General features: G+C 68.2%; 17 protein-coding genes. 10 read left to right on the top strand and 7 right to left on the bottom strand.

Annotated features, from left to right (window positions below; translation table 11 throughout):
* The first annotated feature begins 18 nt into the window (after positions 1 to 18).
* The gene (locus tag D3654_RS08745; protein ID WP_120521120.1) at positions 19 to 3,069 is read left to right on the top strand and encodes a DNA polymerase III subunit gamma and tau; all 3,051 of its coding nucleotides are present in this window, start codon (positions 19 to 21) and stop codon (positions 3,067 to 3,069) included.
* A gap of 67 nt (positions 3,070 to 3,136) precedes the next feature.
* Entirely contained in the window at positions 3,137 to 3,736 is a 600-nt protein-coding gene (gene recR / locus D3654_RS08740) for a recombination mediator RecR (protein ID WP_120521119.1), read from the top strand.
* 16 nt (positions 3,737 to 3,752) lie between these two features.
* Here recR and D3654_RS08735 read toward each other — a convergent pair whose 3' ends face one another.
* Genes D3654_RS08735 through D3654_RS08725 form a run of 3 tightly spaced genes read right to left on the bottom strand, consistent with a single transcriptional unit; the run spans position 3,753 to position 7,084 of the window.
* Positions 3,753 to 4,964 (bottom strand): hypothetical protein, encoded by a 1,212-nt coding sequence (locus D3654_RS08735; RefSeq protein ID WP_120521118.1) that lies wholly within the window; start codon positions 4,962 to 4,964, stop codon positions 3,753 to 3,755.
* A 6-nt stretch (positions 4,965 to 4,970) separates the two neighbouring features.
* Positions 4,971 to 6,128 carry an ABC transporter permease gene (locus D3654_RS08730; protein WP_120521117.1) on the bottom strand — a complete coding sequence of 386 codons (1,158 nt, stop codon included), beginning with the start codon at positions 6,126 to 6,128 and terminating at the stop codon, positions 4,971 to 4,973.
* A complete protein-coding gene (locus D3654_RS08725) occupies positions 6,125 to 7,084 on the bottom strand; it encodes an ABC transporter ATP-binding protein (RefSeq protein WP_120521116.1) in 960 nt (319 codons plus the stop codon). The genes D3654_RS08730 and D3654_RS08725 overlap by 4 nt, the downstream gene beginning before the upstream one ends.
* 242 nt (positions 7,085 to 7,326) lie before the next feature.
* On the opposite strand from D3654_RS08725, the gene D3654_RS08720 reads away from it, so the two are divergent.
* Complete coding sequence (locus D3654_RS08720; RefSeq protein WP_120521115.1) at positions 7,327 to 8,673, top strand: aspartate kinase; 1,347 nt, start codon at positions 7,327 to 7,329, stop codon at positions 8,671 to 8,673.
* Between the two features lie 129 nt (positions 8,674 to 8,802).
* Here D3654_RS08720 and D3654_RS08715 read toward each other — a convergent pair whose 3' ends face one another.
* Positions 8,803 to 9,744: a LysR family transcriptional regulator gene (locus D3654_RS08715; RefSeq protein WP_120521114.1), complete on the bottom strand. Its 942-nt coding sequence runs from the start codon at positions 9,742 to 9,744 to the stop codon at positions 8,803 to 8,805.
* A gap of 120 nt (positions 9,745 to 9,864) precedes the next feature.
* Between D3654_RS08715 and D3654_RS08710 the strand changes: the two genes are divergently transcribed.
* Genes D3654_RS08710 through D3654_RS08700 form a run of 3 tightly spaced genes read left to right on the top strand, consistent with a single transcriptional unit; the run spans position 9,865 to position 12,480 of the window.
* Complete coding sequence (locus tag D3654_RS08710) at positions 9,865 to 10,857, top strand: DUF1852 domain-containing protein (protein WP_120521152.1); 993 nt, start codon at positions 9,865 to 9,867, stop codon at positions 10,855 to 10,857.
* A gap of 17 nt (positions 10,858 to 10,874) precedes the next feature.
* Entirely contained in the window at positions 10,875 to 11,915 is a 1,041-nt protein-coding gene (locus D3654_RS08705; RefSeq protein ID WP_120521113.1) for a methionine synthase, read from the top strand.
* 1 nt (position 11,916) lies between these two features.
* Positions 11,917 to 12,480, top strand: a complete 564-nt coding sequence (locus D3654_RS08700) for a flavin reductase family protein (RefSeq protein ID WP_120521151.1) — start codon at positions 11,917 to 11,919, stop codon at positions 12,478 to 12,480.
* 120 nt (positions 12,481 to 12,600) lie between these two features.
* Here the strand turns inward: D3654_RS08700 and D3654_RS08695 are convergent, their stop codons facing one another.
* Both D3654_RS08695 and D3654_RS08690 read right to left on the bottom strand, forming a co-directional pair.
* On the bottom strand, positions 12,601 to 12,801 hold the full coding sequence (locus D3654_RS08695; protein ID WP_425359400.1) for a hypothetical protein: 201 nt from the start codon (positions 12,799 to 12,801) through the stop codon (positions 12,601 to 12,603).
* 155 nt (positions 12,802 to 12,956) lie between these two features.
* Positions 12,957 to 13,181 carry a hypothetical protein gene (locus D3654_RS08690; RefSeq protein WP_120521111.1) on the bottom strand — a complete coding sequence of 75 codons (225 nt, stop codon included), beginning with the start codon at positions 13,179 to 13,181 and terminating at the stop codon, positions 12,957 to 12,959.
* Positions 13,182 to 13,298: 117 nt separating this feature from the next.
* Here D3654_RS08690 and D3654_RS08685 point away from each other — a divergent pair, with 117 nt between their 5' ends.
* From D3654_RS08685 to D3654_RS08670, 4 genes are read left to right on the top strand one after another with little or no spacing between them, the layout of a single operon-like run.
* The gene (locus tag D3654_RS08685; protein ID WP_120521110.1) at positions 13,299 to 13,769 is read left to right on the top strand and encodes a MarR family winged helix-turn-helix transcriptional regulator; all 471 of its coding nucleotides are present in this window, start codon (positions 13,299 to 13,301) and stop codon (positions 13,767 to 13,769) included.
* A 39-nt stretch (positions 13,770 to 13,808) separates the two neighbouring features.
* Positions 13,809 to 14,411, top strand: a complete 603-nt coding sequence (locus D3654_RS08680; RefSeq protein ID WP_120521109.1) for a serine protease inhibitor — start codon at positions 13,809 to 13,811, stop codon at positions 14,409 to 14,411.
* Positions 14,395 to 15,354, top strand: coding sequence for a 3-methyladenine DNA glycosylase (locus D3654_RS08675; RefSeq protein ID WP_120521108.1), 960 nt, complete (start codon positions 14,395 to 14,397; stop codon positions 15,352 to 15,354). The genes D3654_RS08680 and D3654_RS08675 overlap by 17 nt, the downstream gene beginning before the upstream one ends.
* Positions 15,351 to 15,710 (top strand): serine protease inhibitor, encoded by a 360-nt coding sequence (locus D3654_RS08670; protein ID WP_120521107.1) that lies wholly within the window; start codon positions 15,351 to 15,353, stop codon positions 15,708 to 15,710. The genes D3654_RS08675 and D3654_RS08670 overlap by 4 nt, the downstream gene beginning before the upstream one ends.
* 15 nt (positions 15,711 to 15,725) lie before the next feature.
* On the opposite strand, the gene D3654_RS08665 is transcribed toward D3654_RS08670, so the two are convergent.
* The gene (locus tag D3654_RS08665; RefSeq protein ID WP_120521106.1) at positions 15,726 to 17,864 is read right to left on the bottom strand and encodes an elongation factor G-like protein EF-G2; all 2,139 of its coding nucleotides are present in this window, start codon (positions 17,862 to 17,864) and stop codon (positions 15,726 to 15,728) included.
* Positions 17,865 to 18,045: the final 181 nt, after the last annotated feature.

Here is an 18,045-nt window from a genome sequence, read left to right as displayed (position 1 = left end):
CAAAGCTAGGCTTCTCCTGTGACTGTTACTACTGCCCTTTACCGTAGATACCGCCCGGATTCGTTCGCGGACGTTATCGGGCAGGAACATGTCACCGAGCCGCTCATGACGGCGCTGCGCAAGAACCGCGTCAACCACGCCTACCTCTTCTCGGGCCCGCGCGGCTGCGGCAAGACCACCTCCGCCCGCATCCTGGCCCGCTGCCTCAACTGCGCCGAAGGCCCCACGGACACGCCCTGCGGCAAGTGCAACAGCTGCATCGAGCTCGCCCGCGGCGGCTCCGGCTCCCTTGACGTCATCGAGATCGACGCCGCCAGCCACGGCGGTGTGGACGACGCCCGCGACCTCCGCGAACGCGCCACCTTCGCCCCGGTGCGGGACCGCTACAAGATCTTCATCATCGACGAAGCCCACATGGTCACCTCGGCTGGCTTCAACGCGCTCCTGAAAATCGTCGAGGAGCCGCCGGAACACATCAAGTTCATCTTCGCCACCACGGAGCCGGACAAGGTCATCGGCACCATCCGCTCCCGCACGCACCACTACCCCTTCCGGCTGGTGCCCCCGGAACCGCTCATGGCGTACCTCGAGCAGCTCTGCGCCGCCGAGAACGTCCCTGTGGCGCCCGGCGTGCTGTCGCTCGTGATCCGTGCCGGCGGGGGCTCCGTCCGTGATTCGCTCTCCGTGCTGGACCAACTCATGGCCGGCGCCGGGAGCAACGGGCTGGACTACGAGCTCGCCGTCGCGCTCCTCGGGTACACGCATGCTTCGCTGCTGGACGACGTCGTCGAGGCCGTTGCCGCCGGCGACTCCGCCACGGTCTTCCGCGCGGTGGACCGGGTCATCCAGACCGGGCACGATCCCCGCCGTTTCGTCGAGGACCTCCTGGAGCGCTTCCGGGACCTCATCATCGTCCAGGCCATGCCGGAGAGCGCCAAGGCCATCCTGCGCGGCATGCCGGACGACCAGATCGCCCGTATGCAGGGCCAGGCCAAGGCCCTCGGTGCCGCCGAACTTTCCCGTGCCGCGGATGTCACGAACACCGCGCTCACCGAGATGACCGGTGCTACCTCGCCGCGCCTGCACCTCGAGCTGCTGTGCGCGCGGATCCTGCTGCCCGGCGCCGAGCAGACCGAGCGGGGAATCGCTGCCCGGATCGACCGCGTCGAGCGGCGCCTCAGCTATGGCAGCGCGGTTCCGGCTGGTGCGGAGTCCGGGGCTGCAGCAGCGCCTGCAGTTCCTGTTCCGGCAGTTTCCGTTCCGAGCCCGACGCCGGAGCCCGTGCAGGTGCCAGCCGCCGCTCCGGTTCCGGTTGCCTCAGCGCCTGAGGCCGCTCCAGCGGCCCAGGCACCGGTCTCCGAAACAACCGCTGCCGAGGCGAACGTCCCGGCAGGCCGGATCTCCGCGCCGCGGGTCAGTACGAGCGACTGGCCCATCGAGGATAGCCAGCGGCCTCCGGCCGCACGCGGACCGCAGGAAACTGCGGCGGCGCCTGTTGCTCCTGCCCCAGTCGCCCAGGCCCCGGCTCCGTCGCCCGCGCCCGCCCAGCCTGTTGCTTCGGCACCCGCGCCCGCCCAGCCGGCTGCTCCCGCCCAGCCTGCGCCGCCGGCTGGAGGTGCACCCGGTGGAGGCGCCGACGTCGAGGTGGTCCGCCGTGCCTGGCAGGACATCCTGCAGACGCTGAGCAAGATCAAGCGGAGCAGTTGGGCCTTGGTCGGCGCCAACGCACAGGTGGCACGTTTCGACGGCCAGACCCTGGTGCTTGCGTTCACCACGGACGGCCTCGCCACCGCATTCAGCCGGGCCGACCACGCCGAAAACCTGCGCCAGGCGATCCACAAAACCATCGGCATCGACTGCCAGATCACGGCCACGGCAGGCGCGACAAGTTCAGGGAGCTCTGCGCCAAACCCAAAAGCCCCGGCTAGCCCGGAAGCCCCGGCACAGGTGCCGGCGGCCACGCCCGCCATGCCGGCTGCTGCTTCCACGCCACCCGTGGCTTCCGAGGTCGACACCGCCTGGGGCCTCGCGCCCGCGGCCGGTCCTGCGGCTGCCGAACCGGCTGATGCTCCCGCTGAACGCACTGCACCGGCTGAGCGGCCCGCACCGGCTGAGCGGCCCGCACCAGCTGAACGGCCAGCAGAAGCCGAGCGCCCGGCGCCCGCGAGCGCTGCCGTTCCCGCCAGCCCAGCGCCTGCCACCGCCGCCGCGCCCGCCGAAGCCCCGTCCGCCGAGGCCCCGTCAACTGAACAGCCGCCGTCCGAGGACTACTCGTATTCCGACGACGACTGGGGTCCCCCGCGCGACGAAGACGCCCCGCCGCTGGACGAGGAACCGCCCATGGACTGGGTTCCGCCGTCGGACTCCGGCTGGCAGTCCGCACCCACCGCACCCACCGCGCCGCCGGCACCCGCCGCACCCACCGCACCGCCGGCGCCTGCCGACGTCGTTCCTTCCGCCGTTGCCACCCAGGAAGCCGCCCCCTCGCCCGACACCTCGCGTGACCCGTGGTCGCGCGCAGTTGAGCAGTCGCCGGGCTCGTGGGTGGTGGGCACGAGCAGCAATATCGGGACCCATGTCGCCGCCGAGTCTGCATCTGCAGATCCGGCGCCGGACCACGCAGAATCCGGCCAGGCCGGTGGCAACTCCACCGCACCGGCGTACGAGCCCGCCGCGGCGCTGGCACCAGCCCAGCAGGTGCCGGTCCAGCAAACCGCCCAGAAGCCTCCTGCACTAGCGTCCGCGCAGCAGGCCCCGGCACCAGCCGCGGCTCCGGCGAGCAGCTGGGCGACCGTTCCCGCACCCACGGCTGAGGCAGGGGGCAACGCGCCCGGTAGGCAGAGCCTCTACCAGCGGCTTTCGAACAGCCCGGAAGCGCTGGCCGGACGCATCCAAGTGCCTGCGAGGTCCGCAAGCGCAACGGCCACGATGGTCGAGGACATCCCGAGCGCCGACGACGAAACCATCGAGGAATCGGGTGTGTTTGGCCGGGCTGCGGTCGAGCGTATTCTGGGCGGGAGACTCCTGGAAGAGCGTTCCCTGGACGGCACTCCCCTGATGCGCCGCTGACCGCGCGCCGGGCAAATAGCCGCACGACAACCAACGCCAACAACTCCACTGAAAAAACGAGGACATTGTGTACGAGGGTGCAGTTCAAGAGCTGATCGACGAGCTCGGCCGGCTCCCCGGCGTCGGGCCGAAGTCGGCCCAGCGCCTCGCCTTCCATATCCTTGAGGCCGACCCCGAGGACATGAAACGCCTGGTCGCCGCGATCACCACGGTCAAGGAACGGGTGAAGTTCTGCACCGTCTGCGGAAACGTCACCGAGCAGGAAACCTGCAACATCTGCCGTGACCCGCGCCGTGATCCCACCGTCATCTGCGTCGTCGAGGAATCCAAGGACGTGCTCGCCGTCGAACGGACCCGGTCCTTCCGCGGCAGGTACCACGTGCTGGGCGGCGCCATCAACCCGATCGCCGGCATCGGCCCCGAACAGCTGCGGATCCGCGAACTCCTGACCCGCCTCAACGACGGCGAAATCCAGGAAATCATCATCGCCACCGACCCGAACCTCGAAGGCGAAGCGACGGCCACCTACCTGGCCCGCATGCTGAAGACGATCGGCATCACGGTTACCCGGCTCGCCTCCGGGCTGCCAGTGGGCGGCGACCTCGAATACGCCGACGAAGTCACGCTGGGCCGTGCCTTCGAAGGACGCCGCAACGCCCTGTCCTGATACAGCTGTCCGGCCGCTAAGAGCCGGAACGTGCCCGACGGCGGCCGGCCAGGACACCGGCGCCCGTCACCGCGGCGGCGGCCGCCAGCTGTCCGGCGATTCCGATGGTGGACAAGGGGAACCCGGACTGGGCCGCGTCGCTGGGCACCCCGTTGATGCAGGCGACATCGTAGGCCGGCCCCACCGTGGATTGTTGCAAGGACACCAGGAACCAGCCCAGTTCACCCTCCGTCGGCACCTGCTCCGAGGCGAGCGTCCAGTAGAGCAAGGCCGGATTCCCGGCCGTCAGCCACATGACGCGTTCGCTGTGCAGCACAGGCGCACTGCGCACCAGATCCCCGACGCAGTCGTAGGAGAGGTAGCGGCCGACACGGTCCCGCTCCACGTTGACCGGGATGGAAGTCCGCTCGGTGACCAGCGTTCCCGGCAGCAGGAAGAACGCCGCGGCGAAGTTCCCGACAGCGAACAGGCCCGTCGACACCACGGTCAGTGCGGCCCCAGGCAGCCGGGCCGTGAACCACGCCCGGAACCCCATGCCGAGCAGCGCGAAAACACCCACCTCGAAAAGCACCGTCAGCAGTGCCAGGAGCTCCAGGCCGGGCGGCGCCGGAATGCCCCCCGCCGGGGTCTCCGGCAATCCCGAGGCGGGATCGACGGAAAACTCGACGGGACCCGGAGCACCCAGGAGAAGGCGGAGCACCAGCAGCAGGGCGACGCCAAGAATGGCGAGCGCAAGTCCCCGCATCAAGCACGCCAGCAGGCGGACCGGCATGGTCTGAGCCCCAGACCCCGGCGCCTTGGACCCAGACCCCTCGGACCCCGGCGCCCCGGTCCGGCCCCGCGCGAATCCCCACACCGAGCCAAGGACCGCGGCGGCCAGGGAGAGCCCGCCACCGGCCAGGAGAAACAGCGCCACGGGCCCGGCCGCCTCCCAACCGACAACACCGAACCACACCAGGAGCAGGTACGCGGAGAGACCCGCCCCCGCCACCGCGGCGACAAGGACGATCCAGAAGGACACGGTCCGGAACGACGCCATCGTGTCCGCCCAGGCACCACGCACCGCGCCGGCCGCAACCGTCCGGAACGGCACGCTGGGCGGACTGCCGCCGCCGTCGTCCTCCAATGCAGAACCGCCGCCAGCCCCGGCCCGCCCGCCGTCGTCGTACACGTCCCGGCCGATCGGCTCGTAGCGGGGTTCGTCCTCAGGCGGCTGGCCGGCGGCCATGGCGGTTCAGGCGATCCGGGTGCCCGCGGCCAGGCGCCGGGCAGGTGTGTGGAGGGCACGCCAGCCGAGCCAGAGCAGCAGCCCGGCCAGGCCCAGCTGCAGCGCAAGGCCAAGCGGCCACAACGGAGTGGTCTGCTGCAGGTACTGCGGCTGCACCTTCCCGTTGGCGCAGGCGTAGGTGCCCTCGGGACCGGCGAGCGCCGCCCGGGCACCCTGGCTGATGTTCTCGATCATGCCGCCGGAGTAGTAGTAGGACGGGGTCTTGCGTTCCGGGTACGGGATGGCGTCGGCCACCACCACGTAGGGATTCAGGGCCAGCAGCCAGGCGACCCGTTCGGTGCGCAGCGCGTCCTGCTCTACGAGCGGGCCCGAACAGGTGTACTCGGGAGAACCCGGATAGGCGCCGGGTCCGAACTCCGCCGAGTTGTACTGCGCCTGGTTGGCTTTGATGGTTCCCTGGGTCAGCTGCACGCCCAGGCCGAAGGCGATCAGGGAGCCGACCACCAGCGCCGCCACCGTGAGGTAGGTGACCACGATCGAGAACAGCGGTCTCCCGGCGAGCGCCGAAATGCCCACGCCGATCCCGCAGATCACGGCCACCTCGACCGCCAGCATCACCAGGGACACCAGCACGTGCCCGGGAGTCAGCCCGCCTAGGAGCACCGCGAAGATCAGGAACGGCGCGCTGGCGGCCAAGAAGGCGATCGCTGCCAGCCAGGCGGCACAGAACTTGCCCCAGAGGATCTGCCCGGGCGTGAGCAGGGTGACCTGCAGGATCGCCAGGGTGCCGCCGGCCCGGTCGCCGTTGACGGCGTTGGCGGACAGCGCCGGTGCGACCAGCAGGGCGAAGAGCAGCACGAACGCCAGCACCACTTCGAAGATCGCTGACCCCGGCCCGTCCGGCTGGGGCATGCCGTCCGGCACGGGCGTCGAGTAGCGGACCTCCATGGAGGCGTTCCAGCCGGCCCAGGTCAGTGCCGTCACCAGGGCGATCACCACGAACCAGATGCCCAGCATGATGTACCAGCCCCGCGAACGCAGCCGCTGCTTCATCTCCAGCACCACGACGTCGCGGATCCCGCCGAGATAACCGGCGACGGCGCCCCGCACCTCAGCGGGGTCCGGAGCCGAAGCGGGCCCCGGGAGAGTTTTTTCCGCGCTCATTTCCGCTCCGTTTCCAGGCTCATGTACGTCTCTTCCAGGGCGCCGCTCGCCGGCCCGAAGGACACGACGGCGATCCCCGCGGTGACGAGGTCGCGCAGCAGGGCGGCAGCGCCGTCGTCGTGGCTCAACAGGAGGGACACGGACGGACGGCGGCCGCTTCCGGCCTTGAACTCAAGCCCCAGTTCGGTGAGCTTGGCGGCGAGCGCGGCCGGGTCCAGGGCGGTGATCGCGTAGCGGCGGCCCTGCTGCGCGGCTTCTTCAATGGTCTGCTGCTTGACGGTGCGGCCCTGGTTGACGAACACGGCGCCGTCGGCGATTTCATCGAGTTCGCTGAGCACGTGCGAGGACACCACGATGGACTTCCCGGCCGCGGCCAGGTTCCTCAAAAGCGTCCGCAGTTCCACCCGGGAGCCGGGATCGAGGCCGGCCGCGGGTTCGTCCAGGAGGAGGACGGAGGGGTCGTGGACCAGGGCGCGCGCCAGGCTGAGCCGCTGCTGCTGGCCCTTCGAGAGCACCCGGGCGGGCTGGTCGGCGAGTTCCTCCAGCCGAACCAGCGCCAGTAGTTCGGCCACGCGGGCATCGATCCCGGCTTTGGGCAGGCGGTAGAAGCGCGCCATCTGAACCAGGATCTCCCGGGCGGTCAGGGACTCCCAGACGCCCAAGGTGTCCGGCATCCAGCCGAGCCGGCGCCGCACGGCCGCGCTGTCCTTGGCCGGGTCCAGTCCATCCACTGTGATGGTGCCGCTGTCCGGCTGCAGCAGCGAAGCCAGCATCAGCAGCAGCGTGGTCTTGCCAGCCCCGTTGGGGCCGATGAGCGCGGTGACCCGCCCGGCCGGGGCCTCGAAGTCCATCTGCTCGACGGCGTGGACGGAACCGAAGCGGCGGGAGACACCCACCGCGGAAACCCCGGACGCAAGAGGCGCCCGGGTTGTCTCAGGAATTTCTGAAACGGACATACTCCACCTCTGTTTCCCCCTACAGAGCTTGAACCTGCGCGGCGGACATGCCGGCAGGCCGCATCGTGCCTCGATCGTACGCCGTGGCGAAAGTCACGCACATCCACCCAGGGGCCGAGATTTGGTCACAATTCCCGGGCCCGGGACACACGGCGATAAACTGGCCGAATAAGCCACGCTGGCATGCCGTAAATGGCCGTGCGGTGTTTTCGATTCCCAAGTGATGCAGTGAGGGTGCGCGCATGAGTATGCCCACTACCGAAGTGAAAAGCGATGAACTGGCCGCGCAGCCTGCCAAGACCAAACAGCTGATCGTCCAGAAGTTCGGCGGCTCCTCCGTGGCTGACGCCGAAGGCATCCAGCGCGTTGCCCGCCGCGTGGTCGACGCGCAGAAGGCAGGCAACGAGGTCGTCGTCGTCGTTTCCGCCATGGGCGACACCACCGACGAACTGCTGGACCTCGCAGGCCAGGTCACCGACTCCGCCCCCGCCCGCGAGATGGACATGCTCCTCTCCGCCGGCGAGCGCATTTCCATGGCCCTGCTCGCCATGGCCATCAACAAGTTCGGCGCGTCCGCCCAGTCCTTCACCGGCTCCCAGGCCGGCATGATCACCGACGGCATCCACGGCAAGGCGCGCATCATCGACGTCGACCCGCACCGCATCCGCACCGCCCTGGACAAAGAGCACATCGCCATCGTGGCCGGCTTCCAGGGCATGAGCCGCAGCACCAACGAAATCACTACGCTGGGCCGCGGCGGTTCGGACACCACCGCCGTCGCCCTGGCCGCTGCGCTGGATGCCGACGTCTGTGAGATCTACACCGACGTGGACGGCGTGTTCACCGCTGACCCGCGCGTGGTGGCGTCCGCGCAGAAGATCGACACCATCTCCAGCGAGGAAATGCTGGAGCTGGCCGCCTCCGGCGCGAAGATCCTGCACCTGCGCTGCGTGGAGTACGCCCGCCGTTTCGGCGTGCCGCTGCACGTGCGCTCCTCATTCAGCCAGAACGAAGGCACCTGGGTCCTGCCCGGTGCCGATGACAAGATCACCACTCAAGAGGGAGTTGCCTTGGAGCAGCCAATCATCTCCGGCGTGGCCCACGACCGGTCCGAAGCCAAGGTCACCGTTGTCGGCGTCCCTGACATCCCCGGCAAGGCCGCGGCGATCTTCCAGGTCATCGCCGATGCGCACTCGAACATCGACATGATTGTCCAGAACGTGTCCACCCACGGCACCGGCCACACGGACATTTCCTTCACCCTGCCCATCGTTGAAGGCGCCGACGCCCTCGCCGCCCTCCGCGCTGCCCAGGGCGAAATCGGCTTCGAGAGCATCGAGTACGACGAGAACGTCGGCAAGCTCTCCCTGATCGGTGCCGGCATGCGTTCGCACCCGGGTGTTTCGGCCACCTTCTTCAAGGCCCTGTCCGACGCCGGCATCAACATCAACATGATCTCCACTTCGGAGATCCGCATCTCGGTGGTCACCAGCGCCGACAAGCTGGACGACGCCGTACGCGCCATCCACGCGGCGTTCGAGCTCGACGGCGAATCCGAGGCCACCGTCTACGGCGGCACCGGCCGCTAAGGCGGGCTCAGCCCGCTAACGGCAAATAGATGTTCGGCCGCGAGGGCCTGGGTTCGGTATTCCACCGGGCCCAGGCCCCTTGGCTTTGTTGAGGAAATCCCTGTTCCCCTCACGACCCCCTCGACGCCTTCAGCCGAGCACTTCCACCCCGAAGCCCGTGACGACCGCCCGCACTTCTGCGAGATAGCGCCGCGCCTGTTCCGTCAGCGGAACCGCGGCGTGATCAATCCAGCCGATCTCGATGCGCTCGTCGACTTCGAGTGGGATGGCGACGATCGAAGGATCGAGCTCGCCGCTGATGATGCCCGTCGAAATCGTGTACCCGCCCAGGCCGATCATGAGGTTGAAGATGGTCGCACGGTCGGAGACCCGGATGTCGCGCTTGCTGGAAAGTGTGGAGAGGATCTCCTCGGCGAAATAGAACGAGTTGTTCGCCCCCTGATCGAAGGTGAGCCGCGGCAGATCTTCGAGATCCTCGAGAGTTGCCCGCCGCCGGGACGCGAGCGGGTTGCTGCGCGAGATGAAGATGTGCGGATCGGCGAGGAACAAGGGGTGGAACACGAGCCGGGATTCGCGAAGCAGCTTGTCGAGGACTTTTCGGTTGAAGTCGTTTCGGTAGAGGATGCCGATCTCGCTGCGGAGCGTGCGGACGTCCTCGATGATCTCCTCGGTGCGCGTCTCGCGCAGGGAGAACTCGTACTCATCGGCCCCGCTCGCCTGGACCATCCTGACGAACGCATCCACGGCGAACGAATAATGCTGCGTCGATACCCCGAGCAGACGACGGGACGGCGGCCGGCCGAGGTAGCGCTGCTCGAGCAGCTCCACCTGCTCGACGACTTGCCTGGCGTAGCCAAGGAACTCCGCACCGTCAGCGGTGAGCGCGACTCCCCTCGCCGAGCGGACGAGGAGCGTGCGCCCCACACGGGCTTCGAGCTCTTTCATCGCCGCGGACATGGTCGGCTGTGCGACGTAGAGCAGATCGGCGGCCGCGGAGATCGACCCCTCGTCCGCGACCGTGATGAAATACCGCAGCTGCTGCAGCGTCAGGCCGTTCACACTCTGAACCATAGATTCAGTCTATACAATTCCATAGTCACGCCTAGTTACCTGATATCAGCGAAATCGCTGCATGATGGACACATCGACTCCGACGGCCAGCCCAGGCCCTTCACCATCAGATTGGCCACCATGGCAGACGCATTCACCTTCAGCATCACCACCACCCCTTTCGACGAGGACTACACGCCCTCCGAGAGCTCGCGCATCACCACGAACTTCGCCAATCTGGCCCGTGGTGAGAATCGTCAGGAAAACCTGCGCAACGCCCTGACGATGATCAATCGCCGCTTCAACGCCCTCGCGCACTGGGACAACCCGAACGGTGACCGCTATGCCCTCGAGCTCGAGATCGTCTCGGCCAACGTTCATTTCGCCTCAGACGGCGAGGAGCAGCAGTTCCCTCTGCTCGAGGTTCTCGACACGTGCGTCGTCGACCGGCAGACCGGCACCCGCAGCCACGGCATCGTGGGCAACAACTTCTCGTCGTACGTGCGTGACTACGACTTCAGCGTGGTGCTGCCCGCCGCGAGCGACGGCTCGGGCAAGCCTGCCCTCCCACAGGATTTCGGAGACCTGCACGGCAAGCTCTTCCAGCACTTCCTCGACTCCGATGCCTACCGGCAGCGCTTCCCGCACCTGCCCGTGATCTGCATCAGCGTCTCCACCTCCAAGACTTATCACCGCACAGGCAAAAGCCACCCGATTCTCGGCCTCGAGTACCAGCAGGACGACGGCTCCCTCACGGACGCGTACTTCGGCAAGATGGGGCTGCGCGTGCGCTACTTCATGCCGCATGGCAGCGTCGCGCCGCTGGCGTTCTACTTCCGCGGCGACCTGTTGAACGACTACACCGACTTGCAGCTGATCAGCACGATCAGCACGATGGAGACGTTCCAGAAGATCTACCGCCCCGAGATCTACAACGCGAACTCCGCCGCACCGGCTGTCTATCGACCAAGCCTGGGCGCACAGGATTTCTCACGGACACTGATCTCCTACGACCGCGACGAGCGCGCCCGACTCGGCGTAACGCAGGGCAGGTACACCGAGGAACACTTCATCACCCCGAACCGCGAGTTGCTCGATCAGTGGGCCTCCGCTTACCCCACTCCCGTCGCATGAGAACCGAAGGACCCGCCATGACCCCCACGCTTCTTCCGACCTCGATCGTCGGCAGCCTTCCGAAGCCCTCCTGGCTTGCCCAGCCGGAGACTCTCTGGTCGCCCTGGAAGCTCGAGGGCGCCGAGCTGCGCGAAGGCAAACAGGACGCCATGCGCGCGGCCGTGCAGGAGCAGACGCAACGCGGCATCGACATCATCAGTGACGGCGAGCAGACCCGTCAGCACTTCGTCACGACCTTCATCGAGCACCTCAGCGGTGTCGATTTCGAAAAGCGCGAGACCGTGCGCATCCGGGACCGCTACGACGCGAGCGTGCCGACCGTCGTCAGCGCCGTAGAGCGTGAGAAGCCCGTGTTCGTCGAGGACGCGACGTTCCTCCGCTCGATCACCGACCGCCCGATCAAATGGACCCTTCCCGGCCCGATGACGATGGTCGACACCCTGTATGACGCGCACTACCGCAGCCGTGAGAAGCTGGCGTGGGAGTTCGCGACCATCCTCAACCAGGAGGCGAAGGAACTCGAGGCGGCCGGGGTCGACATCATCCAATTCGATGAGCCGGCGTTCAACGTGTTCTTCGACGAGGTCTCGGATTGGGGCGTCGCCGCACTGGAGCGCGCCTGCGAGGGGCTGCGCGTCGAGACCGTGGTGCACATCTGCTTCGGCTACGGGATCAAGGCGAACAACGATTGGAAGGCGACTCTCGGTGCCCAGTGGCGCCACTACGAGAAGTCGTTCCCGCTGCTGCAGCGCTCCTCCATCGACACCATCTCGCTGGAGTCCCACCACTCCAACGTCCCGCTGGACGTCGTCGAGCTGGTGCGCGGCAAGAAGGTCATGCTCGGCGCCATCGACGTGGCGAATGAAACCGTCGAGACGCCGGAAGAGGTCGCAGAGACGCTGCGCAAGGCACTCGAGTTCGTCGACGCCGACAAGCTCGTGCCCAGCACGAACTGCGGCATGGCACCGTTCCCCCGTCACGTCGCGTTGGACAAGCTGAGTGCACTCAGCGCGGGAGCGGCCATCCTCCGCGAGGAGCTCGTCAGTGCACGCGCCTGAAATTACCGCCGCCGACGCACTCATCGACTCGATCCAGCACGCCTCGGCGCCGTCCCTGCCGGCGGAGGATTTCAAGGCCATCTTCCGCGGGCACCCCGCCGGCGTCACCGTCATCTCGGCGGATGCGGGTGACGGGCCCGTTGCCCTCACGGCGTCATCCGTCGCATCGGTGAGCGCCGACCCTCCGCTGCTCGTCTTCTCGATCTCGGCGCTGTCCTCGGCCTCCGATGTCCTTTCACGCGCTGCGACGGTCATCGTGCATTTCCTCGACGTGCACGACGTCGAGGTGGCGAAGCTGGGTGCAACCGGCGGCATCGATCGCTTCGCGCAGGCACAGTCCTGGACACGGCTGAGCACTGGCGAACCGGTGTTCGACAATGTCCGCGCTTGGGTGCGTTGCGCCACCGTTGATCGGATGCAGGCCGGAACATCGACGATCGTCGTCGCTCGCGCGCTGACATCGCACATCGAACGCGACGCTCTGCCGGGCGAGCCTGGTGACGCGCTGGTCCACCACAACCGTACGTGGCACCGTCTGGGCGAACACTCCCGTCTCGAAGGCTGACAACGCTCCCGTCCGAGGCCGGCGCTGCTCTTCAACACGAAACTGCTCCCCGTAAGTCGGAACTGGTCTCTCAGCCCAACTTACGGGGAGCAGCTCATTGCTCCGGTCCTTTTGTTTTGCTTAGCCGTAGTCGGTAGTGGTCGGCCCGGGGTCATCACGCACTGCGTAGTGGTGACCCTCGGCGTCTGTTTCGACCACGAAATGCGTCAGGTCCTCTTCCGAGGCCTGCTCGAAGTCGTCGTGCTTGTGAATCACGGGCGCATCGGTATCGCCTTGGGTAGCGGGTCCGAACACAGCCTGCAGACGCGCCGTCACATGCATGAAACTGTCCAGCACACGTCCCACAACATCCCACCTCCTTCCCCGCAACGGGGTCCGACGGTCACGCCGTTCCCGAGTGGTTCAAGTGAGTCAATGATACGCCCGGCATCCCGGAATGAGGCGGGCGGTGCCGGGCCGCGAGGGCACTGGAACCTTTAACGCAGGGACTTGTCCCCCGGGTTCTTCGGCACCACGTAGCTGCTGCCGTCCGCCCGGTGCTTGGTTTCCCACTGCAGGGTCTCGGCCTGGCGCTGGCGCAGCAGGATCCTGTTGGCCTCGGTCATTTCATGGTCCAGCGAACTGCTGTGTGCCGGGCCGAACACAACGCGCAGCCGCCCGGTTGCGCGCATGAACCGCTGGGCGAATGATTCCTTGGCCAACTCCTGCTCCCTCCGTGGGGTCCCTGGTAGCTCAAGAGTACACTAATTGTTAGTGTACTAATAATTAGTGCGACGAGATAAGCTGGTGCGGTAAGCCCGGCCGAACCAAGGAGGAACATGTCCACGCCTGCCGAGGACGATCTCCTCCTCGAACGCCAACTCTGCTTCGCCCTCACTGTCGCCTCCCGCAGCGTCGTGGGCATCTACAAACCAGTCCTGGAACGCATGGGCCTGACCCACCCGCAGTACCTGGTGATGCTTGCCCTCTGGGAGCGCAGCCCGCGGAGCCTCAAGGACATCAGCGACGCCCTGCTGCACGAACCCGCCACCCTTTCGCCCATCCTGCGGCGCCTGGAGGAAGCCGGTCTGCTGACCCGCGAACGGGTCCCCGGCAACGAACGCGCCCTCGCGGTGACGCTCACCGACGCCGGGGCGGCGCTCCGGGAACAGGCGACGGCGGTGCCCGGCACCATCATGGAGCGGCTGGGCCTGAGCCGGGAAGAAGTCGCCGACCTCCACGCGGCCATGACCGGCCTGATCGCCGCCACCCAGCGGCCCGCGCCGGTCCACGCCGCCCAGCCCGGATAGAACACCCGGGTTAAAATGGCAGAAAGCAAGGAGCCCCACATGCGACCGCGAATCTTCCGCACCGCCCTGGCCCTCGCCGCCGTCGGGGGAGCCGTCGTCGGGCTGGCCGCCTGCTCGCCGGGAACCGGCGGCAACGCCCCCACCACCCCGGCCCCGGCAAGCACCACAGCCTCAAGCACTCCGCCGGACGGGAGCCCCGGCACGGGAAGCCCCGGCGGGCTGCTCCCCGACGAGACCGAGTCCCCCGGCACCAAACCGGTCCCCGCACCGTCCTCCGGCACGCCCGCCAGCCCGGGCAAGGGCGACGCCGAACTCTCCATCCTCATCACGCCCTCCCCCGGCGCCGACCCCACCAGCTACACGCTGGTCTGCCAGGGCGGCGTGCCTGCCGCCGAGAGCAAGCACCCGGACGCCGCCGCGGCCTGCGCCGCCCTTAGGGCTAACCCTTCACTGATCACCCGGGCCCCGAGGCCCAAGGACCAGAACTGCACCGATCAATTCGGCGGGCCGAAGACCGCGCTGGTCACGGGGGCCGTGGACGGCATCGGCGTCGAGTCCTCCTACAAGCTCACGGACGGCTGCGAAATCGCGGCCTGGGACGGCGCCAAGGCGGTGCTCGGCTCCAGTGGCGTTGGCGAGTAAGCTGCGGCTGCTTCCGGAGGAGCATTGGCTGCCCCTGGAAGCGGCCCACCACGAACGCGTCCGGCGCTACGCGGACCCCTACCTGGAGCGCCGTTCCGCCGGCAAGAAGCACCCGGTGGAGGACTTCCTCTTCACCTACTACACGCAGAAACCCGGCCAGTTGCTGCGCTGGCATTCGGGCGAGGGCACGGTGCTGTGCGGGCGGCGGGCCGCCGAACGCGCGGACTGGAAGTACTACACGTTGCTCGACGACGCCGGGCTGGCGGCAGCTGGCCTGCCGGCGGGAAGCACGGCGGTGGCCTTCGACCGCGGCAGCTTTGTGGCCGACCGCGCCGAGGCCCTCCGCTTCGCCGCCATCATCCTGTCCGGGACCTCGGCCCGGCCCGCCCAGTTCGCCTGCTTCGGGCTCCACGAATGGGCCATGGTCTACCGGCAGGACAAGTTCAGCCTCCGCCACGAGTACCTCACCCTGCGGCTGGGCTCGGAGGGAACGGACACGGTGGTGGAAGAGAACCGGATCCGGTGTTCCCATTTCGACGCCTTCCGGTTCTACACCCCGGATGCCGTGCCGCTGAACGAGATCACGCCCACCCGTGAAAACCAGCGCTTCATGGAGCAGCCCGGCTGCCTGCACGCCAACATGGACCTCTACAAATGGGCGTACAAGCTGGTGCCCGCGTTGCCCAGCGAACTGGTGATGGACTGCTTCGAGCTGTCCTGGCGGATCCGGGCCATGGACATGCAGGCCTCTCCCTACGAGCTCAGCGAATGGGGCTACCCTGCCATCCGGATCGAGACCCCGGAGGGCAAGAACGAGTACGTCGGGCAGCAACGGGCCTTCGCCGCGGAGGCCCAGGAGCTGCGGGGCCGGCTGCTGGCCGAACTGCAGCCGGTGCTGGAACTACTCAATGCCGCAGGACACCCGGGGGAAGGGAAACCATGAGCCGGTACGACGTCGAACTGACCGTAACGCTGCGGGAGGCGCCGGGTGCCACGGAACAGGAGTTCGTGCTGCTGGCCGCCGACGGCGAACCGGCCGCCGGATCCACGGTGCCGGACCCGCGGGCGGCGCTTGCCGCCGTCGAGCAGTACGGCGAGGAAATCTTCTTCCCGGTGCCGCGGCCGGACCGCCGCTGCACCCAGGTCTACGGCGGGCCGCAGACGGCCACCGTGACCGGCACCTTCCGTGGCAACCGGGTGGACTGCCGCTTCAGCCGCACGGACGGCTGCGAGATTGCGAAGTGGCGCAGCATGGCGCCGCTGCTGGGCGGGGTCGCGGGTTCCACCGGCGCCATCTAGGTGTACCCGGCGCGGCTAGGGCACGGGGTCGTGGCGCAGGTAGCTGCGCCGGAAGGTGCCGCCTCCTGCAGTCAACGCCCGGAGCTCGAGGGCGTAGCGGAGCAGTTCCTGGTCCGGGACTTCAGCGGTGATTTCGGTGTTGCCGTCCCCGGACGAGGTTCCCGTCATACGGCCGCGGCGCGCTGACAGGTCGCTCATCACGGAGCCGACGTAGTCGTCGGGGACCAGGATGACCACGGACGAGACCGGTTCGAGGAGCTGGATGCGCCCGGCCGCGGCGGCTTCCCGCAAGGCGAGGGCCCCTGCGGCCTGGAACGCGGCGTCGGAGGAGTCCACGCTGTGGGTCTTGCCGCCGTGCAGGGTGACCCGGATGTCCACCACGGGGAACCCTTCGGCCACGCCCTTCTGCATCTGGGCCCGCACGCCCTTCTCCACGGAGGTGATGAACGGGCCCGGGATCACGCCGCCCACCACCTTGTCCACGAATTCGAAGCCGCCGCCGCGTTCGAGGGGTTCGACGTCGATGTCGCAGATGGCGAACTGGCCGTGCCCGCCGGACTGCTTCACGTACCGGCCGTGGCCACTCGCGGGGACGGCGAAGGTTTCCCGCAGCGGGGTGACGACGTCCACGGTCTGCAATTTGACGCCCTGCTCGCGGAGCCGGTCCAGGACGACGTCGGCATGCGCCTGCCCGGTGCACCACAGCACCAGCTGGTGTGTCTCGGAGTTGCGCTCCACACGCAGCGCGGGGTCCCCGGCGGCCACCTTCGCCAGTCCTTTGGCGAGCGCGTCCTCGTCGCTGCGGGCGGCGGCTTCGACGGCCAGCGGCAGCAGCGGTTCGGGCATGTCCCAGACCTTGATCAGCAGCGGATCGTCCTTGGCGGACACGGTGTCCCCGGTTTCGGCGGTGGCCACCTTGCTGAGCGCACAGATGTCCCCGGCCACGCTGAAAGGCACAGCCCGCAGCGCCGGACCCCACGGCGAATACAGGTGGCTGGCGCGTTCGTCGGCGTCGTGGTCGGGGTGGCCGCGCTCGGACAATCCCCTGCCGCCCACGTGCACGGCGGTGTCCTCGCGCAGGGTCCCGGAGAAGACCCGCACCAAGCATACTTTGCCCAGGAAGGAATCCACGCTGGTCCGCACCACCTCGGCGAGCAGCGGGCCGTCCGGGTCGCAGCCGAGCCGTTTGCGCGGGGCGCCGTCCAGTCCCGTGGTCTCGGGGACCTCGCGTTCCAGGGGCGAGGGAAACGCCCGGTGCAGCAGATCCAGCAGTTCCGGCAGCCCGAGACCGGTGCCGGCGGACACGGCGAGCACCGGGAAGAAGGAGCCCCGGGCGACCGCGGTTTCCAGGTCCGCCAGCAGGGTTTCGAGGGCGATCTCCTCACCGCCGAGGTAGCGGTCCATGAGGGTCTCGTCCTCGCTTTCAGCGATGACGCCTTCGATCAGTTCCGCCCGGGAACCCTCGACGGCGGCGAGTTCCGCCGGGTCCGCAGCCCGCCGGACCGGCTGCCCGCCGTCGTCGGTGGTTCCGGTGACCGTTCCGCTCAGCAGGTCCAGCAGCCCGGTGATCTCCCCGCCCTCCCGGAGCGGCACCTGCAACGGCAGCACCGACTCGCCGAATGCCTCCCGGCAGGCGGCGACGGCGGCGTCGTAGTCCGCGCGCGGGTGGTCCAGGCGGCTGATCGCCACCGCGCGCGGCGTCCCGGTCCGCTCGCATTCCTGCCAGAGCGCCACGGTGGACGCGTCCACGCCGTCGACCGCGGATACGACGAACAGGGCCGAATCCGCTGCCCGCAGGCCCGCCCGCAGGTCTCCCGTGAAATCGGCGTAGCCGGGGGTGTCGATGAGGTTCACCTTCACCCCGTCCAGGAGGACCGGTACCACGGACAGGCCGACGGAGCGCTGCTGGTGGACGGCGGCAGGGTCCGAATCGCCAACCGTGGTTCCGTCCACGATCGATCCCATGCGCGAGATCACGCCGGTGGCGGCGAGCAGCGCCTCGACGAGCATGGTCTTGCCCGCACCGGAGTGCCCTACGAGGGCGATGTTGCGGATCATGCCGGGCTGTTCCACGGCGAGCCCGGCCGAGGCGTCGCCGCGCTCCTTGCCCTGGACGTTTCCCTTGCTCTGTCCGCTTCCACTCTTTACCGACATCGGTGCCTCCTGGAGCTGCCGCCGGGCGTTTACACGATTCGACACCCGGCGGGCACCCCGCGGCAAGAGCATGTGGCCAGCGATGCGCATGAGATTCGGGTTACGGGGCACGCGCCGGTTCCGCCCTGAACGCGGAAAAGCTGCGGCCGGCGGGTTCTCCGCCGGCCGCAGCTTCTCTTGT

Source organism: Arthrobacter celericrescens (genome assembly GCF_003614925.1).
GTDB lineage: Bacteria > Actinomycetota > Actinomycetes > Actinomycetales > Micrococcaceae > Arthrobacter > Arthrobacter celericrescens.
The sequence above is the reverse complement of the archived record's forward strand: the minus strand, read 5'-3'. Positions and strand labels throughout refer to the sequence as shown.

Coding starts and splice junctions, on each gene's coding strand:
- D3654_RS08735 (WP_120521118.1), bottom strand. CDS start 4,964: ATGGCCGCCGGCCAGCCGCCTGAGGACGAACCCCGCTACGAGCCGATC.
- D3654_RS08730 (WP_120521117.1), bottom strand. CDS start 6,128: ATGAGCGCGGAAAAAACTCTCCCGGGGCCCGCTTCGGCTCCGGACCCC.
- D3654_RS08725 (WP_120521116.1), bottom strand. CDS start 7,084: ATGTCCGTTTCAGAAATTCCTGAGACAACCCGGGCGCCTCTTGCGTCC.
- D3654_RS08720 (WP_120521115.1), top strand. CDS start 7,327: ATGAGTATGCCCACTACCGAAGTGAAAAGCGATGAACTGGCCGCGCAG.
- D3654_RS08715 (WP_120521114.1), bottom strand. CDS start 9,744: ATGGTTCAGAGTGTGAACGGCCTGACGCTGCAGCAGCTGCGGTATTTC.
- D3654_RS08710 (WP_120521152.1), top strand. CDS start 9,865: ATGGCAGACGCATTCACCTTCAGCATCACCACCACCCCTTTCGACGAG.
- D3654_RS08705 (WP_120521113.1), top strand. CDS start 10,875: ATGACCCCCACGCTTCTTCCGACCTCGATCGTCGGCAGCCTTCCGAAG.
- D3654_RS08695 (WP_425359400.1), bottom strand. CDS start 12,801: ATGCATGTGACGGCGCGTCTGCAGGCTGTGTTCGGACCCGCTACCCAA.
- D3654_RS08685 (WP_120521110.1), top strand. CDS start 13,299: ATGTCCACGCCTGCCGAGGACGATCTCCTCCTCGAACGCCAACTCTGC.
- D3654_RS08680 (WP_120521109.1), top strand. CDS start 13,809: ATGCGACCGCGAATCTTCCGCACCGCCCTGGCCCTCGCCGCCGTCGGG.
- D3654_RS08670 (WP_120521107.1), top strand. CDS start 15,351: ATGAGCCGGTACGACGTCGAACTGACCGTAACGCTGCGGGAGGCGCCG.
- D3654_RS08665 (WP_120521106.1), bottom strand. CDS start 17,864: ATGTCGGTAAAGAGTGGAAGCGGACAGAGCAAGGGAAACGTCCAGGGC.